Source organism: Shewanella basaltis, from assembly GCF_023283885.1.
Taxonomy (GTDB): domain Bacteria; phylum Pseudomonadota; class Gammaproteobacteria; order Enterobacterales; family Shewanellaceae; genus Shewanella; species Shewanella basaltis.
In genome coordinates, this window is record NZ_JAKILA010000005.1 from 1 (window position 1) to 14,961 (window position 14,961).

10 protein-coding genes and 1 pseudogene are annotated in these 14,961 nt (G+C 44.0%); 2 read left to right on the forward strand and 9 right to left on the reverse strand.

Annotated features, from left to right (window positions below; genetic code table 11):
• The 6 genes and pseudogenes from L2703_RS05260 to L2703_RS05285 all read right to left on the reverse strand — a co-directional run.
• Positions 1-180: pseudogene (locus L2703_RS05260) on the reverse strand (transposase); the annotation flags it as partial.
• Between the two features lie 52 nt (positions 181-232).
• Entirely contained in the window at positions 233-394 is a 162-nt protein-coding gene (locus L2703_RS05265) for an AAA family ATPase (RefSeq protein WP_248970081.1), read from the reverse strand.
• 111 nt (positions 395-505) lie between these two features.
• Complete coding sequence (locus L2703_RS05270) at positions 506-1,168, reverse strand: hypothetical protein (protein ID WP_248970082.1); 663 nt, start codon at positions 1,166-1,168, stop codon at positions 506-508.
• A 1,009-nt stretch (positions 1,169-2,177) separates the two neighbouring features.
• Positions 2,178-3,089, reverse strand: a complete 912-nt coding sequence (locus L2703_RS05275; RefSeq protein WP_248970083.1) for a 2OG-Fe(II) oxygenase family protein — start codon at positions 3,087-3,089, stop codon at positions 2,178-2,180.
• A gap of 158 nt (positions 3,090-3,247) precedes the next feature.
• On the reverse strand, positions 3,248-3,961 hold the full coding sequence (locus tag L2703_RS05280) for a fibrobacter succinogenes major paralogous domain-containing protein (protein ID WP_248970084.1): 714 nt from the start codon (positions 3,959-3,961) through the stop codon (positions 3,248-3,250).
• A gap of 378 nt (positions 3,962-4,339) precedes the next feature.
• On the reverse strand, positions 4,340-5,230 hold the full coding sequence (locus L2703_RS05285; RefSeq protein ID WP_248970085.1) for an AraC family transcriptional regulator: 891 nt from the start codon (positions 5,228-5,230) through the stop codon (positions 4,340-4,342).
• A gap of 179 nt (positions 5,231-5,409) precedes the next feature.
• Here L2703_RS05285 and L2703_RS05290 point away from each other — a divergent pair, with 179 nt between their 5' ends.
• Positions 5,410-6,354: an SDR family oxidoreductase gene (locus L2703_RS05290; protein WP_248970086.1), complete on the forward strand. Its 945-nt coding sequence runs from the start codon at positions 5,410-5,412 to the stop codon at positions 6,352-6,354.
• A 14-nt stretch (positions 6,355-6,368) separates the two neighbouring features.
• The gene (locus L2703_RS05295; RefSeq protein WP_248970087.1) at positions 6,369-7,256 is read left to right on the forward strand and encodes a patatin-like phospholipase family protein; all 888 of its coding nucleotides are present in this window, start codon (positions 6,369-6,371) and stop codon (positions 7,254-7,256) included.
• Between the two features lie 398 nt (positions 7,257-7,654).
• On the opposite strand, the gene L2703_RS05300 is transcribed toward L2703_RS05295, so the two are convergent.
• The 3 genes from L2703_RS05300 to L2703_RS05310 form a co-directional block, all read right to left on the reverse strand.
• Entirely contained in the window at positions 7,655-8,539 is an 885-nt protein-coding gene (locus L2703_RS05300; RefSeq protein ID WP_248970088.1) for an MBL fold metallo-hydrolase, read from the reverse strand.
• Between the two features lie 103 nt (positions 8,540-8,642).
• Positions 8,643-11,711, reverse strand: a complete 3,069-nt coding sequence (locus L2703_RS05305) for an efflux RND transporter permease subunit (RefSeq protein ID WP_248970089.1) — start codon at positions 11,709-11,711, stop codon at positions 8,643-8,645.
• Positions 11,708-14,956 carry an efflux RND transporter permease subunit gene (locus tag L2703_RS05310; RefSeq protein WP_248970090.1) on the reverse strand — a complete coding sequence of 1,083 codons (3,249 nt, stop codon included), beginning with the start codon at positions 14,954-14,956 and terminating at the stop codon, positions 11,708-11,710. The genes L2703_RS05305 and L2703_RS05310 overlap by 4 nt, the downstream gene beginning before the upstream one ends.
• Positions 14,957-14,961 lie beyond the last annotated feature (5 nt).

The window sequence follows — 14,961 nt, forward strand, 5'->3', positions numbered from 1 at the left end:
AATAGCAAAAATGGTCGCTAACTCAAGAATGCGTGAATCGACCCACTCGCGTCGATGCTCAAAGTTCTCACCTGTTGAATTATCAATTCCGCAAAGAAATGCCTTACGCACCACACGAGAACAGCAGTGGTAGTAAGGCGTATCTTCCAGGCTAACGATTGTCTGTCTTGGTCTGGCCATCTTTAATTACCGTTTGGAAAGAGTAAATAAAGCGTAGTTCAGCGCTCAATATTTAGCCAGCAACCTTGGGTGTCTTATGCAAATACTGAAGAGCGGCAAAGACACTTGACTTGCCTGCATTGTTTGGCCCAATTAAAAAAGTAGTGTCTCTGAATTTAATGCAGCAATCTTTTAATTTTCTGAAGTTGTTTATTTTCAGCTCATGAAGTCTCATGTAAACATCCTTATTCGATTGAGGCGAAAGCCCCTTAACGCCGCGTTAAGTAGTGAGCAACGCAACCACGAAACCAAACCATACCACCGTAAACACTATACTTGGTTCAAACTAATAATGCCGAGCGTTGCGAATCTGTCTTAAACGCTTTGTTAGGCTTTGGTAGGTGCCTTTCGGGTCATGGCCCCACCTTGCAAAAATATAAAAGCGCATAATTAAACAAACCATAAAAGCCCCCGAAGTTAAACAACTGAGAAAAATCTCAGGCATAAACTCAATGACCTTTTTTATGTTCTCTTCTGGTAGTTTCCCTTTAGCTCCCAGTATCTCAATAACCAAACTAGCCGGTCTATAACCCACCCATGCTAAAAACCAAGAACATGCCGATACAGGTAAAAGAAATAATAGTGGTTTTAAATTCCGATGAGGTAAGATGAAAAACAATAATGAAATCGCAAATATGACCGCCAAAAATGCTGTCCAAGCATGGATTCTCATATCTTGAAGCCAGAAATGTTCTTTAATGTACATTAAGAGAACCAGCGCACCTAGTGTGCTTACGAACAAAAGCTTTCCGACTTCTTTCGTAGGTTCAAACCGAACCAAGACATAAGCAACAACACACCAAAATATGCTAATCCAACCAATGAAATCGACTTCTAAAGAGAAGAATCTCGGAGTCGAACTATTGGTTAAGATTAAAACACCGATAATTACTCCTAATAGTAAATACACTATTGCGAATCTCACTAAAAGCCAAACCAGTTTTATCATGAGTACCTCTTTCCATGAGAAGCCTAACAGCTTATTGAAGGGCAAAAAAAATTAAAGTCGCCCTTTTAAGTTATTGATTAATAACATCCTACATTTACTATCTTATTGATGTAAAGCAGTTTTATTTAACTCCACTAACAAATAAAAGCGTGCTTGCGCGTTAAAAGTGGACTCAATATTCGACAAAAATAAAAAACTTTAATTTCAATTTATTCTGAGCAGCGCATACATCTCACTAAACAGAGTCTTTAACACCCGCAGATAAAACAAACATTAACAGCTTCATCATGGTGGTTTGCGAGCCGACCGTCCGACCCATGGACGGGTCGGTCGAGCTACATGGATGTACTAGTGCGTGTCGGTAAGTGAATACCATGTTGAAGCCAAATAAACCTTACAGTTATATGCTTTGCAATAGGCGAAGCGCCACAGCGTTAGTGGCCGCAGGCCATAAGTACAAAACAACAAAAGCTAACACCTGGATCCCGGCTCAAAAGCATTGCCGGGACGACGATTAAATTAACCTGCGTATTTAACACCTGCAGATAAAACAAACATTAACAGCTTCATCATGGTGGTTTGCGAGCCGACCGTCCGACCCATGGACGGGTCGGTCGAGCTACATGGATGTACTAGCGCGTGTCGGTAAGTGAATACCATGTTGAAGCCAAATAAAACCTTACCGTCATATACTTTACAATAGGCGAAACGCCACAGCGTTAGTGGCCGCTGCCCATAAAAAAGAGTCCCGGCTCAAAATAATGCCGGGACAAGGTGAGGGTGTAGTTAACCTTTTGCCATAAACTAGTTAACCTCAGCTCTGGATAACAAACGCCTTTCAAGCAGTCCTTTGCCTTCCTCACTGCGTTGAATTAACTTGCAATAGGCTAGCTATTGACGCGTTAATTCGCCTTGTTAGCAAAACAAATTACAAGCTTGACAGTGGATTTTAGTCAATCTATTGATTTATATCGTTATCAATACATCTCTTATCCAGAGTTGAGGTTAGTTAAAACGGTGCAACGCTATCTAGTGCTGCCGTTGGTGTGGTCCAACGCTCGTGTGCATCTATGATTGGGCGCTTAGCGCCTTGTGGTGGTATTTGGCCTCGGTCGCCATATAGCCACAACACAAAGTTGGTGCGCTCGCCACTCGTTATTGGCTGAGCTGCATGAACCACATTGCCACGGTGGATCATTGCAGTACCTGGTTTAAAGGTTAAGCTATGTTTTTGCCCAGTTGCCACATCAAAAAAATCTACTGCAGAGCCGGTAAACGCTTCGCTTGGCAAGTTCAGATTAATGTTTAATGTGACCGCCGATGCATCCGTATGTGGGCGGATCGAACTATCTGTATTAGGTTGATAATGAATCGAAAAACCAAAAGTTTGCGTGTCGTAACCCATCACTTCAGGAAATAACATCCGCGCAATTGGGCGCATATAAGTGTCTAACATTTCACGATAAAATGTTTGAAAATTGGGTGCAGCAAGGTAGCCTTCAGAACGGCTGTCGAGCATTGCACCACGGCGATTGAGCACAATGCCATAAGGTGGACGCAATGGAATTTGCGCATCCCAAACGCTTTCTAAATATTGACGTAAATCAGCTAAGCGATCAGGGTTAAAAAACTGCAACTCAAATACGCCTGGTGCGACTTCTTGCAGTAAGTCTTTAACCGCAATTTCTTTACTTGGGTCTTGCCAGGCTTGCGCGACAGCATCGCGTAAACGTTTATCAAGTAATGAGCTGTCGAGAGTCAGAGCATCACCTTGCTGGCTGGCTTGCCACTCTTTCCAGGCGTCGCTGAACAACGCTTTATTGGTATGCCAAAATTGTTGTACTGAGGGGGCACGAGATAACATGGCTTCGCGAGACGGTAATGTTAAAGCTCGTGCACGTTGTAATTGAGTTGCTGACATAATGGGTAAAACTCCTATTCTGTGGCTCGGCGATCACTATCACCTTGCGAGGAGCTCAATTTATTACATCCATTTACCTGAATAAATAACACATTCAAGCAAACAGAATTAAGATTTTATTTATAATCTCACGTTCAGCATTAAGCTCAAACAGGACATTAACTCCTGACGCACCTCACTGAAAACATATACTCTTTTGAGCTAGTGGCACGGCGAATTTCAGTTTTATGCGCATTCCACCACGAATATGCAAGTGTGCGAATAATAGCTTGGTTGTCGGTTGCGCTGGTTGCGGTCCAAAACTCGGTGTAAGCGCCTTGAGTAATGTAAAACCCGTTCCATTTAACGCCTGCAGGTCTTGCAAAAAACTGCTGTTTATTGACAAGCGATGGTTCAAATTTAGCAAATGGACCATCGGCTTGCGCCTCTTTTAGCTGCAAACCAATATTCTGCTCACCGCCGCGCCAACCGTCTTTGTGCACCTCTGCTTCAGGCATGCCTAAGGTGCGCTCTAGGGTTTTCCAATCGTCATCGGTGGCAACTCGCCAGCCCACTGGGCAAAGGTTTCGCTCATCTGACACATCATGCCAGTTGTACAAGCGGCCGTATGTTAATAGGTTTGCCGCATCATCGTTTGGCACTGCGCCCGAGCGCACCGCTGAGCCATCTTGAAACTGGGTGCTTCGTAGGTTTTCAGCAAGCCAAACTTGTTCGCCAATCTTAACCGTGCGATACACATTGCCTTCTCTGTCTTGAACCGTGTCGTCAAGTTTGTGTAACTCGCTGTTAATGCTGCTAGACGATACTGATGTTGATGCCGCTGTTGATGCCATGACCATGCTTACTCCTATCGATAAGATAAGTTGTTTCATAATAAGTCCCCTGCATTACTTCTATACCCAATCAACCTGAAGATGCTCGATTTCAGCAAGAATTTACACGCGTTTAGCCAAGGCATTGATTGCGGATAATGGTCGTTCCCTTTCCAAAATCAATAACACTGCATAAACGCGTGTAAAACTCGCCCTTTGAGAGTTTCAGCGTGTTCCCACTACGTTGTTGCGTTAATTTATAAGGTGCCTACATTACCGCATTAACGCGCCTTGTATTGAAAACACGGTGAAGCTCTGAAACACGGATCTTCAAGTTGATTGGGTATATACAAACAACTTTAACTCTCAAACCTGTAGTAAACTAGGCGATATACTGTCTAAAACATGCCTATTTGTATCAATATGCAATTTTAGCCACTAGGCCACCTGCTCGAGTAAGGGAGCTGAATGACTCCATTGCTTAGGCGACTTGCCATACATACGCTTAAACTCTCGGCTAAATTGCGACGAACTGACATAACCGACCTTCATCGCGGCCTCACTGACATTCATACCGGCAGCAATTCTCATGGCAGCATGATTAAGGCGCATCGATTTCATAAATTGAATAGGCGACATTCTGGTGGCTTGTTTAAATTTACGGTGAAAAACCGCTCGGCTCATTCCCACTAACGAGGCTAACTCATCAATGGTGACATTTTTGCTTAAATTTGTGGATAAATACTCAATTGAGCGAGCAATCTCATTGCCAACCCCAAACGCCCTTCTGGCTGAAATCCCCGCGTCACCTTTTAATACTGCGTAATACAACTCTCGCAATCGGCTTTCGCCTAGTATTGCCGCATCCATGGTGCCATCAAGTTGCAATAATCTCAGTAACGCATCGGCAAACGCATCGTCCCAGTTAGCAAGCGAAAGGCTTTGGGGTTGCGAGCTGGTTTTAGGCTGTTTAATCGCACCTGTAACGCTTTCCATTTCAATTGCCAATTCGGTCATGACTTGAGTGTCGAGGGAAATATAAACCCCAAGTAAGGGTTCCTCGGTTGAGGCCTCAGGCGTACCGGCCTCGACGGGCAAAGAAACGGTGCAGCACATGTATTGACTGTTGTCGTAGATATACCTGTGGCCATCTAAAATCGCCTCTTTGCGGCCATTCAAAATCACCACCACCGTCGGTTCGTAAAGTGCGGGCGCGCAAGGCATAGCCTGGGTAATCTTAAACAAACTCACCCCTTTTATGGCGGTTTCAACCATGCCATCGGCCGTGATGCGCTTTTCGACTAACTGTTTTATTTTTTGTTTCATCACTTTTACACCCAAACCACAATTAGATACAAATAGGCATGTTTTAGCGATTAATTCGCCTGTTTATACCAAACCATGAGAGTTATAGTACATTTCAGGTAACACTACTACCCTAGCTCGCAACATGCAACGGTAATGATTGCACAGGCTAACGGCTCAAATTAGCAACAAAGGTAACAATGATGACAACTCAACAATTTGGTCAAAAAGGTTGGACTCCTGAACGTATCGGCTCACTTGTCGGCAGGACGTATGTCATAACAGGTGCAAACAGTGGCGCAGGGTTTGAGGCATCTCGCATCTTGCTCAGTAAAGGTGCCAAGGTTGTTATGCTAAACCGCAACCCAGATAAATCGGCCAGCGCAATTGAAGCCTTAAAGCTGGCACTAGGTCAGCATATTGACGTGAGATTTATTCAGGTCGATTTAGGTGTGCTGGCCTCTGTGCGCCACGCCGCAAACCAACTGCTTAACACCACACCAGTCATCGATGCTTTGATCTGTAATGGCGCCATTGCACAGGTCGCCAAGCAACATCTCACCGTCGATGGCTTTGAAAGCCAACTTGGGGTAAATCACTTTGGCCACTTTTTACTGTGTGGTTTACTGTTTGATCGCATCAATGAGGCTAAAGGCCGGATTGTAATGGTAGGCAGCAACGCCTACAAAATGGGGCTTAAACGGATTAAGTTTGAAGATCTTAACTTTGACAAAAAATACACCGCCTGGGATTCATACGCACAAAGTAAGCTGGCGCAAATGATGTTTGGTTACGAGTTGCAGCGCCGTATAAAAGCCGCGGGCAAAAACGTTGAGGTACAAGTGTGTCACCCTGGTGCTTCTCGTACCAACTTGCTTATGGATACCGCAAGCACCTTTAATAAAATGCTATGGGCGCTAATGTCTCGGATTATTGCTCAGTCAGCTGAAAAAGGCGCATGGCCCGAGGTGATGTGTGCAACAGAGCAAGGCCTGCAAACGGCCACGCTTTATGGCCCCACCAAACGCGCCAATACTGTGGGGCCAGTGGACCAGAATAAACTCGATAGCATTGCACTTAATCAAGACATGGCAGCCAAATTGTGGGCGCTATCGTTAGACAAAACATCACTAAACTGGTCGCTTTAATCTAGGGTCATCGAGTGAACAAACGATTACTCACGCAGAATTCATTACTGACACTCATCACGCTGGGGTTAATGGCTTGTGCGTCACCCAATGTTTACAACAAGCTTAATGCCGCTGCGCCAACGGTAAATGCAGAGCATGAGCTGGGCATTGCTTTTGGTGGCGGCGGTGTGCGCGGCTTTATGCATTTAGGGGTTATTAAAGCGTTAGAGGAAGAAGGAATAAAACCCGATGTGGTCAGTGGCACATCTGCAGGCTCCATCGCCGCCATTTTATACGCATCAGGAATGAGCGTCACAGCAATGACTGCGGCAATTGAAAACATGGCAATAGGCGATATTGCTGATGTTGTATTGTCGTCAAAAGGCTTTGTTAACGGCAAAAAATTATCCGACTGGATAAACACACAAATAGACTATGACGATCTTGCCGATATGCCGATGCCAGTGGCGGTTACCGCAACCAATATGACAACTCAACAGTCGGTGATCATTCGCTCGGGTAATCCCGGCCATGCGGTGCAAACCTCATCGACGATTCCGGGGGTATTTATTCCGGTTGAGCATCAGGGGGAGATGTTAATCGACGGCGGTGTTTTCAGTGTTGTGCCGGTTTATGCAGCCAAAACCTTAGGCGCCAAAAGGGTTATTGCGGTCGACATTTATTGTCATAACCAATCTCAACGCGAAGGTGGAACATCGGCCACTCAGTTAACCCTGGCCGTATTTAGAATGCAAAGCTGTAGACTGTCACAGCAAGAACTAGACAGTGCCGATATTGTGATTTCGCCCGTGTATGACCCCAGTGGGATTGACGCATTTAACCATAAAGCGGCGGCAATTCATGCCGGTTACACGGCGACTAAGGCAGTGATACCGCAGATAAAAAGCATTGCTAAATAAGCCTACAACTGCCACCCCATAGGCGACAAAACACTCGTTCAGGCGCTCAATACTAAAATACAGGCCACTTAGGCCTGTTTTTTACGCATTCATTCAATATGACTCGCTTATTACAAGTATTCATATTGCAAACCAGTAACTCAGTGGCAAAAGCAACGGGCTGTTTAAAAAGCGCTTGTTATCCTGCTTTTAGGTTACTTAACCTGATCTCGGGATAAGGGATGAACTTATACTATTTAAAATCAACATGTTACCCATTCTCACTTTCAAGCTTGTCATTTGTTCTGCTAACAAGGCGAATTGACGCGTCAATAGCTAGCCTATTGTAAGTCGATTCAACGCAGTGAGCAGGGCAAAGGATTGTTTGAAAGGCATTTATTATCCCGAGCTCAGGTTATTTAATCTGCTTTAGCGTTGAGATCTTGGTAAAGGGTTTCTATCCATTTATCTGCGGAGATAAAAGTCCAGCCCCATGTTTTATATTCAGCCGGTACACCCATTTGTTTTATTGTGGCAAGATCATGGCCTTTTTCGATTTCTCCACGCATCCAATTAATACTGTCATCAAGCATGTGCTTAAACTTTAATAATTCATTTTTGCTGGCAAGATCGCCATGACCTGGTATGACTTTGGTTTTATCATTTAGCTTATCTAATATGGCGCTAACATTGTCACGATAACCCATTACCGAACCGCCCGCGGCTAAATCAATGTATGGAAATCGGTCTTTAAAAAACAAATCGCCCATGTGGACAATATTGGCCTGTTGCCACATGACAACACTGTCACCGTCGGTATGCCCAGGTCCAAGGTGTATGACTTCTAGGGTGTCTTGATTAAAATGAATTGAGATGTTTTCTGCAAAGGTAATAACCGGCAAGGCTGATTTTGGGGTTTTGCTGTCGGCGCTTAATCGTTTTAATACATTGTGATGCGCTAAGATAGTTCCCGTGGCTCCAAAATGGGCATTACCCCCTGTATGATCGCCATGATAGTGGGTGTTTACAATGTATTTTGGGCTGCCAGCTTGTATATCATTTAATGACGCGGTGATTTTCTCTGCTAATGGCGCAAATTGATCGTCAATAATTAATATGCCGTCGCTGCCAGCCGAAACACCTATATTACCGCCAGCACCGATAAACATGTAGGTATTGTTGTCCAGCTTTTTTGAGGTAATCGTTACATCATCCATTTTGTTGTCGGCTAGCACTGCCGTGCTTAATGCCAGCATTGCTAAGGCACTCATACCCATTACATTACCGTGAAATCTCTGTTTCATGTGTATTCCTTTTATTGCTGTTAACTGTGTGGCTCGTCGTGGTGTTATATCCAGTTATTGGCATTGTTTATACCCATGCATGTTTTTATATCCACCGATTTGCTTATCTGTAAGTCCAAGGTAGCAGCTTTTGAGCAATCGTGTTGGCTAATCCTAATCTAATCGCGGCATTATGACGGATTAAATACAATGCTTGATAACATAAAGGGACTAAATACAAACTGGTTAGGGTTGAAAAGGTCAGCCCCCCAATAATGGCGATAGCCATAGGCGAGTATGGTGGCCCTCCGCCGCCAATTTGAGTGTCGCCCATAGCCAATGGGACTAACCCTAAGACAGTGGTGGCGACGGTCATTAACACTGGGCGTAAGCGAGTGATACATACATCGGTAATCGTTGTGCTCAGTTTATCTAAATCGGGCGTCATTTGGTTTATTTGGTCAACTAATACAATACCGTTATTGACCACTATGCCCATTAAAATCAAAATGCCGATCATTGCCATGACTGACATGGACGTGCCTGTTAACCATAAAGCCCAAAATACGCCAGTAATTGAAAATATAATTGACGTAATAATGGCGGTTGGCAGTAATAATGATTCAAATAATGCCGCCATCACGATATAAATCATTGCAATGGCCAAGATCATATTCACAGCCATAATTGATTGATCTTCATCTTGGCGCTCAAATCCACCTCGTAGTGAGTAATCATAACCGTGAGGAAAATTTACCGAGTCCATGACTTGGGTAATTTTTTCTTGTGCTTCTTCGGTGGTTAAGTCTTCTAGATTAGCCCCTATTGACAATGCGGTTTGGCGATTAAAGTGTCTTATTGTGTCAAAACGAGGCACCACGCTAACATCGGCGAGACTATCGAGGGTATAGACCCGGCTGCCTTGACGGATAATAGGTAACTGTTTGAGTTTTTCGAGTGATTTTTGCCAGCTTTTGTCATATGCCAGTTCAATACGCAACTCACCACTCGGATCGTGCCTAAATGAGCGCAGCGGTGACCCTCGAAGTGCGATGGCAATGTTTGTTGCGATATCACTTAAGGTGAGATCCAGTCTTGCTGCCATTTCACGATCGATGACGATAATGACTTCTTGTTGTGCGCCATTGACCTCAGAGCGTACGTCAACTAATCCATTGATCTGGCTTAATAACGGTAAGACTTGTTCGCTAAGGCGGATCAATTCTGTCGTTGAGCGTCCCGTTAGTGTGACGCGTATTCCGCTATTTTCATTGCCCCAACCAAACTGAGGGGTAGCAATTGAGAATTTTGGAAAACCTTCACGGATCATCTTTTTCAACTCACTCATTTCGATTGGAATATCTTTTTGTAATAAAATGGTGGATTGCGCATCATGTGGTGCGTAATAACTGTATACGGCGTCAATGTAAAATTTATCTTTATTACGGTACAAATAATCTTCCATGCGATTAATCATCGCTTCGGTCACGGCTAAATTGTGGCGGCCTTCAAGTTGATAATTAATGTAAAGCCGGTCATTACCTTCACCATCGCCTTGATCTTGTTTAACTAAACTCAATGGTAGAGCTGTTGATAGCAGTAGCGCGATAGCAATCACACCAGAACGCTTAGGACGGGTTAAAATCCAGGTTAAGCTGCGTTGATAAAACAGCCCTAAACGGTTGTGGTTATTGGCGGGTTTTACCTCAAAGTGAAAACGATTGAGCATCAATGGAATAAGGGTTTTGGCCACCAATAACGATGCGCCAAGCGATATGCAAATCGCGACGGCAACGTGTTCTAAAAAGATGGTAAGCTGAACTTTTACGCCAAATATATTAGGTAAAAATACAATAGCAGTGGTTAAGGTACCGGCTAAAACGGCGAGTGACACTTTTTCAACACCGGTGAGTACGGCTTGTTGGTTTGCCCTGAGTTGGCATGTATCGTCTATTTGGGCTGCTTGTTTCTCTTGCAGTACGCTTTCTGTTACCACTACGGCATTGTCAATCAGCATCCCTACGGCTAATAACAACCCCATCATAGACAAAATATTGAGGCTGTAGCCCAGCATGTACATGCCGGCAAAGGTCATACACAGTGAAATGGGTACCGATGACACCACAACCAACGTCATTTTTAGGTTGCGCAAAAACAGAAATAACACACCAAAGGATAACAATGCGCCAATTAAGCCTGAGAGTAATAAATCGTTAAGCGAAGATTTAACCCCAAAGGCTTGGTCTTCCATAATAAACAATTTAATACCCTGAAATTGCTGATCTTGTTTAACGAGTTCGATAACCTTGAGCACTCTGTCAGACACTTCAACTAAGTTGGATCCGGATTCTTTAAATACATCAATACCGACAGCATATTTTTGATCAAGATGCCTGCCTTCTACTTTTTCGGGTAGGGCGTAACTGACGGTTGCAATGTCTTGCAAATGAATACCAGGCACAATGACTAAGTTGTTAATGTCGTCAAGACTGGTAAATTCTCCCTTAGGGCTAACTTGGTAAACTTGTGAGTCAGAACGAATGGTGCCTGCACTAATGACAAAGTTTTCTGACAACAGCCGGCTTCGAAGTTGCTGGCTGTTTAAACCAGATGCGGCTAATTTGTCTGCATTGAGGCGGATTTCAATTTGTTTTTGCTCTACACCGTAAAGCGTTACTTTAGACACGCCATCGACGCGTTCTAGTGGTTTACGTAACTGTTTATCCAGCAAATCAAATGCGTTTGAGAGTTCTCGCTCGCTCGATATTCGTATGGTTAAAACTGGCATATCGGCCGTAGAAAACTGTTGAATAAATACACGCTCAACATCATCTGGCAGTAAATGACTTACAGAGTCTATTTTTTCGCGTGCTTCCAGGCTTTTGGTCGCAACGTTTTCACCCCATTTCATATTCAGTTGAATAAAAGCACCATCTTGGCTTGAGTCGGAGCGAACTTCTTCAATGCCACTCATGGTAGCCAATGATTCTTCTAGTACTTTGGTTATATCGCGTTCAACTTCAGCAGGGCTTGAGCCTTTATAGGGCACATTGACAACAATTTGCGGAATATCAATCCCTGGAAACATTTCTAAAGGCAACATTCTGCTCGCGGCCATACCAAACAGTAATATCGCAATAAAAAACATGCTGGTGGTGACAGGACGTTTTATTGCAAGTTGGGTCATATTCATCTTGTTTGCTCCTGATTAACAAGCTCAACCGGCAAGTCATATTGTTTACGGTCAAATAGTGCGTACAGGGCAGGGAGCACGATTAAGGTTAATAATGTTGAAATACTTAAGCCGAAAATAACCGTAATGGCCATAGGGGCACGTACTTCGCTGCCATCACCCATGCCGATTGCCATAGGTAACAAACCTAATGTCGTGGTTAATGTGGTCATTAATATTGGGCGTAAGCGAGATTGTGCGGCATCATTTATGGCAGTTAATTTATCTATCCCTTCACGGCGCAGTTGATTTATTCGGTCGACTAATACGATGGCATTATTCACCACAATACCTGCCAGCATTATAAGACCTATAAACACCACAACACTTAAGTGGGTTCCGGTAATAAATAAACCGACAATACTGCCCGCCACTGCCATGGGCACAGCAATAAGGATCAACAGTGGATGTAATAGCGATTCAAATTGGCTTGCCATCACAAGGTAAACTAAGAATATGGCTAATACTAACGCAATTTTTAGTGAGTCAAATGAGTGTTCCATTTCTTCATTTTGGCCACCAAAACGGGCCTGGATTGAACTTGGAAATTGTTGTTGTGCTAATAGTTTATTGGCTTCAACCACGGCTTCACTGATATCACCATAAGCCAAGTTTGACGATACAATGGCCACACGTTGCTGGCTAATGCGGTTAATGGCTGAAGGCCCAATTTGCAAATGTACTTCTGCAATGGCATTCAGTGGAATAGGTTGGTTGCTGTCAGGGTTAATAATTAATGACTCAATGTCGCTAATTTGATCACGTTCGCTCAATTCACTGCGAACTAAGATGTCAACTTTGCGATCACGTACGGTAAATTGGCTTGCTATTGTGCCGCCCACACGCTGCGCGATTCGGTTGGCAACGGTTGGGGCATCCATTCCTAATGCCGCTAAACGTTCATGGTCAAAACGGATACTGAGCTCAGGTTGACCATCTCGTAATGTGGTGTTGATGTCACTAAATCGGTCATTCTCTGCGAGGGCTTTAACAAGCTTGTCGGCACTTCGTTTAAGTAACGTTAAGTCATAACCTGTTAGCTCAATTTCAATTGGGGTTTTAAAGCTAAATAGTTCAGGATGCTCTATTTGGGCTTCAAGTTCGGGGATGTTGCGGGCGGTTTGTCGTAACACTTGGCTAACGGCATCAAAGGCCAAGTGATCTGCTAATACAACTTGTAAACGTCCCCAGTTTTCGCCGCCACGGGCTGTGTCTGATGTCATTAAACCGCCACTGCCAGCCTGGCTATAGGCATGTTTAACGTCGTTACGGTCTTTAATGGATAGGGCTAGTTGTTGCAATACCGCATCGGTTTCGCTTACTTCTGTACCAGGTGGTAATAAGATTTCAACGTAAAATTCGCCTTGATTCATTGGCGGGATAAGCTCCATCCCCAGCCTAGGCAATAAGCTGCTAGATGCCACTGTCAACACCAGTGCGATAATGACAGTAACCAACTGGTGGCGGAGCGCTTGGCGTAAAATACGGTAATAAAATGACTCAATAACGCGATAAACTGCATTAAATCCTGCACAAATGGGATGTAAAATAATGCCTAATACACCGCTAACAAAACGACTGATTACAATGATTGCGGTGAGTAATCCTGCCGGAATATAACTAAACACAAGCTTAAATGGAAAACGTATTATTGCGAGCAAGTAGTGACCTATTAGGCCTTTTATACTGGTAGGTTTAGCCACAGCAACAGCAGCGACGGGCTGCGGTAAGTGAGTAAAACCTTGGCGTGAAGCCAACATGGGAATTGCAGTTAATGCAACAAACAATGACGCAAGAAGGGCAAAGGTGACAGTTAATGCCTGGTCAGAAAACAGTGCTCCGGCAATGCCATCGACAAACACCAAGGGTAAAAACACCGCAAGTGTGGTCAAGGTGGATGCAAAAATAGCCCCAGCGACTTCTTTACAGCCTGTAACAGCGGCGTCTATTTTGCTCATTCCAAGTGCTTTGTAGCGATCAATGTTTTCAAGTACGACAATCGCATTATCCACCAATAAACCGATGGCCAGTGCAATACCGCCTAATGACATAATGTTTAAGCTGATATCAGCAAAATACATCATATTAAAGGTCGCGATAACGGAGAAAGGGATAGAGATAGAGATAATAAGCGTAGCAATGATGTCACGTAAAAACAGGTAAATAACCATCATTGCTAACATGCTACCAAACAAGGCTGCGGAGGTGACCTCGTCCACTGCACTTTCGATGAATTCAGATTGATCGTAAATGACTTTTAATCGGTTTTCATTGTCAGCTTGGTTAATCTGGGCAAGCTCGGCATGCAATTTTTGAGCAACGGCAACCGTGTTGGCATCACCTTCTTTATAAATGGCGAGTTCAATTGACTCTAGTTCACCAATGCGAGTGATGTCGCTTCGTTCTTTGTAAGCGTCTGAAATGACGGCAATGTCAGCCAGCCTCAATAGGGTTTGCTCGTTGCGATATACAATGACCTGGCCAAGTTCTTCAAGCGAATTGAATTGATTTAGGGTTCTGACTAAATATTCTTTATCGCCTTGGATGACTTTACCGGCAGACACATTGATATTTTCTTCGTTAATACGGCGTTTAATTTGATCTGCGTTGAGGTTTAATTGGCTGAGTTTTTGTTGATTAAGCTCGATATGCACTTCTTGCTCAAGCCCACCAGACAAGCGAACTGCTGCCACGCCAGATAAGGCTTCGAGGCGGCGCTTAAGTTCTTCTTCGGCAAAAGTGCGCATTTGTTTGAGCTGCTCGGCATCTGCATCAGGCACTGAAAAAGCAAGACGCATAATAGGGTCAAGATTGGGGTTAAAGCGTAATAATAGTGGCTTGTTGATGTCCAGTGGCAGTTCAATCGTGTCTATTTTTTCACGTACTTCTAGGCTTGCCATGTCCATATTGGTGCCCCATTCAAACTCGAGCACCACATCAGACATGCCTGATCGTGAAATAGAACTAATTTTACGCAAGCCTTTAACCACACCTACAGCCTCTTCAATGGGCTTGGAGACAAGTTGTTCAATTTCTACAGGTGCGGCACCGTCGTAAGCCGTTCTAATCGTGACGCTGGGATAGCTTAAATCGGGGAGTAATTTTACTGCAAGGCGTGAAAATCCCACCATTCCGAACAGCATAACAGCGAGCATGAACATCCATACAGTGACCGGACGGTTCACTGAAGTATTTATCATTGACATGATCT